Consider the following 5,837-nt stretch of genomic DNA (forward strand, 5'->3'; position numbering starts at 1 on the left):
GATGCCGGTGCCGACGATGCCGCCGAAGGCGATGGTCAGGCCGATCACCGAATCCTGCGGGATCAGGCTTGAGAGGATCATGCCGGCGCCGACCAGGGTCACGCCTAGGGTGATCACTTTCTTCGGACCGATACGGTCCTGCATGGCGCCTGCGGCCAACAGCGCGATCGCCCACACCACGATGGCGACGTTGTACGGCATCGACGCGTCGGTGTTGGTCCAGCCCCAGTCTGCGACCAGTGCCTTCTTGATCACGCTCCACGCGTACAGCACGCCGATCGTGAGGTTGATACAGGTGCCGGCGACGAGGACGGTCGCCGCCTTGTTCAGTTTGTTCATGTGTGATTCCGGAATTCGGCCGCCCGAGCGCGGCCATCAAGAAAGCCCTCCTATCTGGAGGGCTTGTCAGCGGTTTTCAGGGAAGACTTAGTACCACTCGATACCGGGCTTCTCGGTCGAGATCACGGTGCCGGCTTCGCCTGCAACGATCCTGGCGATGTCTTCCAGCGCGCCGATCACGGCCTTCTTGCCGGTCAGGCGGGCAAATTCGCACGCGGCTTCCACTTTCGGGCCCATCGAGCCGGCGGCAAAGCCCATCTTCTCGATTTCGTCCGGGTGGGCATGGCGGATCGCTTTGGCTTCCGGCGTACCCCAACCGACGAACACGGTTGGCACGTCGGTGGCGATCACGAAGTAGTCGGCGCCGACTTCACGCGCCAGCAGGCAGGAGGCCAGGTCCTTGTCGATCACCGCTTCGACGCCGACCAGCTGGTCGCCGTCGTACATGGTCGGGATGCCGCCGCCGCCGGCCGCGATCACCACCGCGCCCTTTTCGATCAGCCACTTGATCGGGCGCATTTCGAAGATGCGCTTGGGCTTCGGGCTCGGCACCACGCGGCGGAAGTATTCGCCGTCGGCCTTCACCGTCCAGCCCTTGTCGGCCGCCAGCTTCTCGGCTTCTTCCTTGGTGTACACCGGGCCGACGAACTTGGTCGGGTTGGCGAACGCCGGGTCGGCCGGGTCGACTTCGGTCTGGGTCAGGATGGTCGCGAACGGCACTTCGAACGGCAGCTCGTTGCCCATTTCCTGTTCGATCATGTAGCCGATCATGCCTTCGGTCTGCGCGCCGAGCACGTCCAGCGGGTAGGGGGTGACCTTGCCGTCGACGTGGCGGGCGTAGGCGTCGTTCTGCAGGCCGAGCAGGCCAACCTGCGGGCCGTTGCCGTGGCACATCACCAGGTTGTGGCCGAGCTTGGTCACTTCGGACAGCTGCTTGGCGGCGATCTTGACGTTGTTGCGCTGGTTCTCGGCGGTCATCGGCTCGCCGCGCTTTTGCAGGGCGTTGCCGCCCAGGGCTACTACTACTCGCATGGAACTTCCTTGGAAAAATGAAGGCGCCGCAATGCGGCGCACGGGACTCGAAAGGGGTACAGGCAGTCTAGGGGCAATTGGCGCGCCGGCTGTGTCGGCAAACGCCAATCGATTGTCCCTGCGTGCCAGGGCCGGCCAGGCCGGCCCCGGACGTGGCCTTACTGGTCGCCCAGGGTGGCGACCATCACGGCCTTGATGGTGTGCATGCGGTTCTCGGCCTGCTCGAAGGCGACGTTGGCGCCGCTCTCGAACACGTCCTCGGTCACTTCGATGCCGCCCGCGAACTGCGGGTACTGGCGGGCGATGTCGGCGCCGACGGTGGTCTGGCTGTTGTGGAAGGCCGGCAGGCAGTGCATGAACTTGGCCTGTTCACCGGCGACCGCCATCAGCTCCTTGTTGACCTGGAACGGCGAGAGCAGGGCGATGCGCTCGTCCCACACTTCTTTCGGTTCGCCCATCGACACCCACACGTCGGTGTGGATGAAGTCGGCGCCCTTGACCGCTTCTTCGGGCACGTCGGTCAGCGTCAGGCGCGCGCCGGTCTGGGCGGCGATCTGGCGGCATTCCTCGATCAGCGCGGCCTCTGGCCACAGCTGGGTCGGGGCGCCGATGCGCACGTCCATGCCCAGCTTGCAGCCGACGACCATCAGCGAGCGCGCCATGTTGAAGCGGGCGTCACCGACGTAGGCGTAGGCGATCTGGCTCAAGGGCTTGTCGCTCTCTTCGATCATGGTCAGCACGTCGGCCAGCATCTGGGTCGGGTGCCATTCGTCGGTCAGGCCGTTGTACACCGGCACGCCGGCGTAGTCGGCCAGCTCCTGCACCACGTCCTGCTTGAAGCCGCGGTATTCGATCGCGTCGTACATGCGGCCGAGCACGCGGGCGGTGTCCTTCATCGATTCCTTGTGGCCGATCTGCGAGCCGGAGGGCCCGAGGTAGGTGACGTGGGCGCCCTGGTCGTAGGCGGCCACTTCAAACGCGCAGCGGGTGCGGGTCGAGGTCTTCTCGAAGATCAGCGCAATGTTCTTGCCCCTCAGGTGCTGCTCTTCGCAACCGGCGTACTTGGCACGCTTGAGGTCGCGCGACAGGTCGAGCAGGTAGCGGATTTCGCGCGGGGCGAAGTCGAGCAGTTTCAGGTAGCTGCGGTTTTTCAGGTTGAAGGCCATGTTGCTTTTCTCTTTGATCCTGGATGGGCGCTCGGGCGCTGGGAATAAAAAACGGTACCGGCGACGGCAGGGGGCTTGATCACAGGAGGAGAACGTTTCTTGCAGCCTGTCCTGCACGTCTGGTGGCGCCGGTACCGGGTTAAGCGGGGTGGCCCCTCGGGGCCACCTGTCAGGGTTTACACGCGGGTGACGTCGTCGAAGTCCTGCACCGGGAAGTAGTCTTCACAGCTGCCTTCGCGGTAGACGTCGGCGGTCGAGCAGTGCAGGCCGCCACCGAAGGCGTACGCGTCGCGGAAGTGGATCGGAATCACGTTCATGCCCAGCTTGTCCATCTGCTCGAGCTGGTTGGTCTCGGACGCTTCGACGATGACGGTCTTGTGGTCGAGCACCAGGCAGTTCATCGACAGCCACACCGAGCTGTAGCACAGCGGCGGCGGTTCCTTGTGGGCGGGCATCGCCGCGTCGACGATCTGCCAGCCGTTCTTCTCGAAGATCTTGCGCTGTTCGACCGGCAGCTTGCGGTGCGGGTTGTTGATGATCAGGCCCGGGCGCAGCGGCACGAAGGTCGCGTCGATGTGGATCGGGTACGGGTCGCCCGGGAAGTTAACGGCGTGGATGCGGAAGTTGGGGTACTTGCGCTTGAACCATTCCATCGCCTTGCGGTTGGTGGTCAGGCCGTGCTGGATGAAGAGGTCCTTGCCCAGGCGCAGCACGTCGGCGGCGTCGAACAGGATTTCTTCTTCGGTGGTCACGAAGTCCTTGTTGGCGGTGCGCACCAGACGCTCTTCGATGGAGATCTTCTCGTCGTAGTAGTTGTGCTTGTACGACTTGTCGGACAGGCGCGGACGCGGCGCCTGGGTCCACAGGAAGTTCGGGTCCTGTTCGAAGTACTGGGAGAGCAGCGGGCGGAAGGCCAGGTATTCCCAGTAGCGGCAGCGGAAGGACATTGCCGCTTCGATGATCTCGTTGCCGATGGTGAGCAGGGTGTCACGCGGCGGCATGCAGGTCATCATCGAATCTGTACGGAAGTCCGGGGTGTTGACCGGCTGGTTCCAGTTCAGCGGGCTCGGACGGTCGACCTTGACGCCACGCTCTTCGAGAACGCGGGCCAGGTTGTCGAGCTGGATGTTGGCCTTCTCGACGGTTTCCAGCGGACGGGGGCCCCACATGCCGCGCATCGGGCTGTCGACCGGTACCTTTTCGGAAGTTGCCGGTTCTTCCGGCGGCACGCAGCTGTGGTCGGCGCGGCCGACGATCACGTGCTTGAGCGGGTCGAAATCGTTCCAGGAGTTGACGATCTTGGTCATGGTGAATGCCCTCGTTTTGGTAATTCGGTGTGGATTGCTTGGACGTATTTGTACGCCTGTGAGGGGGCTTGGGCATTCCAAAAAAACATTGAGTGCTATCAAAAAATCGTCATCACGGCCGGCGTGTGATGCGGTTTTCATGGCGCGTCGGCGGCCAGACAAAAACAGGTCAATGGCTGTCAAAATCCGGTCTGAACGGCGTGTGTTTTTCCGTGTGTCCGGCCAGAGTAAGGCCGCAGGGTCACCCGCCGGCACGGGGTTTACGGTCTTGCGCCGTTGTGCGGCCACGCCGGCCGGGGCGTGATGGCCGGGTTGCAGGCAAGAAAAACCCGGCCACGCGGGCCGGGTTGCGGGGGCGGGACGGGCGGTGGCGTCAGTCGTCTGCCAGCGCCTCGTGCGCGGTCTCGTGGATCATCAGCATCGCGCACAGCGCGACGACGGCCGCGCCCACCAGATACCACGCCGGCGCGGTCTTGCTGCCGGTCACGCTGATCAGCCAGGTCGCGATGAACGGCGCGGTGCCGCCGAACAGCGCGTTGGCCGAGTTGAAGCTGAACGCGAAGCCGCTGTAGCGCACCTTGGTCGGGAAGATCTCCGACAGGAAACACGCCAGCGTGCCGTCGTTCATGGTCAACAGCGCGCCGAACGCGATCTGGATCAAGAGGATGGTCGCGAAGCTTGCGCCGTCGAGCAGGGCGAATAGCGGCACCGTCAGCACGATGAAGGCGACTGACGCGGCGATCAGCATGGTCTTGCGGCCGAAGCGGTCGGACAGCGTGCCCATCAGGAAGATGAAGAAGATATAGGTAGCCAGCGACACGGTCGACGCGAGGAAGGAGTCGGTCTCGTTCATGCCGAGTTCGGCCGACAGGTAGGTCGGCATGTAGCTCAGGATCAGGTAGAAGGCGACCGCGTTCAGGCAGGTCACGCCGAAGGCGATGACGACCTTCATGCGGTAGCGGCCCATCAGCTCGCGGATCGGCACTTTGCTGGCCGCTTCCTTCTTCTCCATGTTCTGCTCCATCTGGCGGAACTTGGGCGTGTCCTCCAGGTGCAGCCGGATATAGCGGCCGATCAGGCCGAATGGCGCGGCCAACAGGAAGGGCAGGCGCCAGCCCCAGTTGTGCAGGTCGTCGTGCGACAGCGTCGCGTGCAGCAGGGCGACGAACAGTGCGCCGAACAACAGGCCGGCGGCGGTGCTCGCTGGCACGATGCTGGTGTACAGGCCGCGTTTGCCGTCCGGCGCATATTCGGCGAGGAAGGCTGCCGCGCCGGCGTACTCGCCGGCGGCGGAGAAGCCCTGCACCAGGCGGATGATCAGCAGCAGGATGGGGGCGAGCATGCCAACCTGCGCGTAGGTCGGCAGGAAGGCGATGCAGAAGGTCGCGCCGGACATGATCAGGATCGACAGCGACAACGCGGTGCGCCGGCCTATCCGGTCGCCCAGATGGCCCCAGATGATGCCGCCGATCGGGCGAACAATGAAGGAGATGGCGAACACCGCAAAGGCGGCCATCAGGCCGGTGGTCTTGTCGGCCTCGGGGAAGAACACCACGGCGATGATGGCGGCGAGATAACCGTAGGCCGCGTAGTCGAACCACTCGACGAAGTTGCCGATGAAACTGGCGACGGCGGCGCGGCGCAGCGCATGGTCGTCGTGCGCACTGTCGGCGGGGCCGGGGGAGGCAGGGTAATGCAGGGCCTTGCTACTCATGCTGTGCTCCTCAATGCAATGCTGAATAGGCAAGAGGCGCGCACCTTGGACGGGTTGCACCTCACGCAATGGCTCCTGGCAGAAGCGATTGCGTCAGGTGTCGGGGCTCGTCCACATGAAAGCGAGTGAAGGCATTTTAAACTACTGTACCTGCCATGCCAACATGCTGCCCCGCAAAAAAGCCCGGCCACTTGGGCCGGGCTTGGGTGGTACGGATCAGACGCGGGTGACGTCTTCGAAGTCCTGGTTCGGGAAGTAGTCCAGGCAGGTGCCTTCGCG

Annotated in this window: 4 protein-coding genes and 1 pseudogene; all 5 read right to left on the minus strand. The window is 64.0% G+C overall.

The window, feature by feature from the left end; translation table 11 throughout:
* Window positions 1–339: pseudogene (locus E5K04_RS16455) on the minus strand (L-lactate MFS transporter); the annotation flags it as partial.
* A gap of 87 nt (window positions 340–426) precedes the next feature.
* Complete coding sequence (gene arcC, locus E5K04_RS16460; protein ID WP_136555929.1) at window positions 427–1,371, minus strand: carbamate kinase; 945 nt, start codon at window positions 1,369–1,371, stop codon at window positions 427–429.
* A 158-nt stretch (window positions 1,372–1,529) separates the two neighbouring features.
* Window positions 1,530–2,537 carry an ornithine carbamoyltransferase gene (locus tag E5K04_RS16465; protein WP_136555930.1) on the minus strand — a complete coding sequence of 336 codons (1,008 nt, stop codon included), beginning with the start codon at window positions 2,535–2,537 and terminating at the stop codon, window positions 1,530–1,532.
* Between the two features lie 176 nt (window positions 2,538–2,713).
* Complete coding sequence (locus E5K04_RS16470) at window positions 2,714–3,844, minus strand: serine/threonine protein kinase (RefSeq protein ID WP_136555931.1); 1,131 nt, start codon at window positions 3,842–3,844, stop codon at window positions 2,714–2,716.
* Between the two features lie 373 nt (window positions 3,845–4,217).
* On the minus strand, window positions 4,218–5,558 hold the full coding sequence (locus tag E5K04_RS16475; RefSeq protein ID WP_136555932.1) for an MFS transporter: 1,341 nt from the start codon (window positions 5,556–5,558) through the stop codon (window positions 4,218–4,220).
* Window positions 5,559–5,837 lie beyond the last annotated feature (279 nt).

The organism is Crenobacter intestini (assembly GCF_004919095.1).
Classification (GTDB): Bacteria; Pseudomonadota; Gammaproteobacteria; order Burkholderiales; family Chromobacteriaceae; genus Craterilacuibacter; species Craterilacuibacter intestini.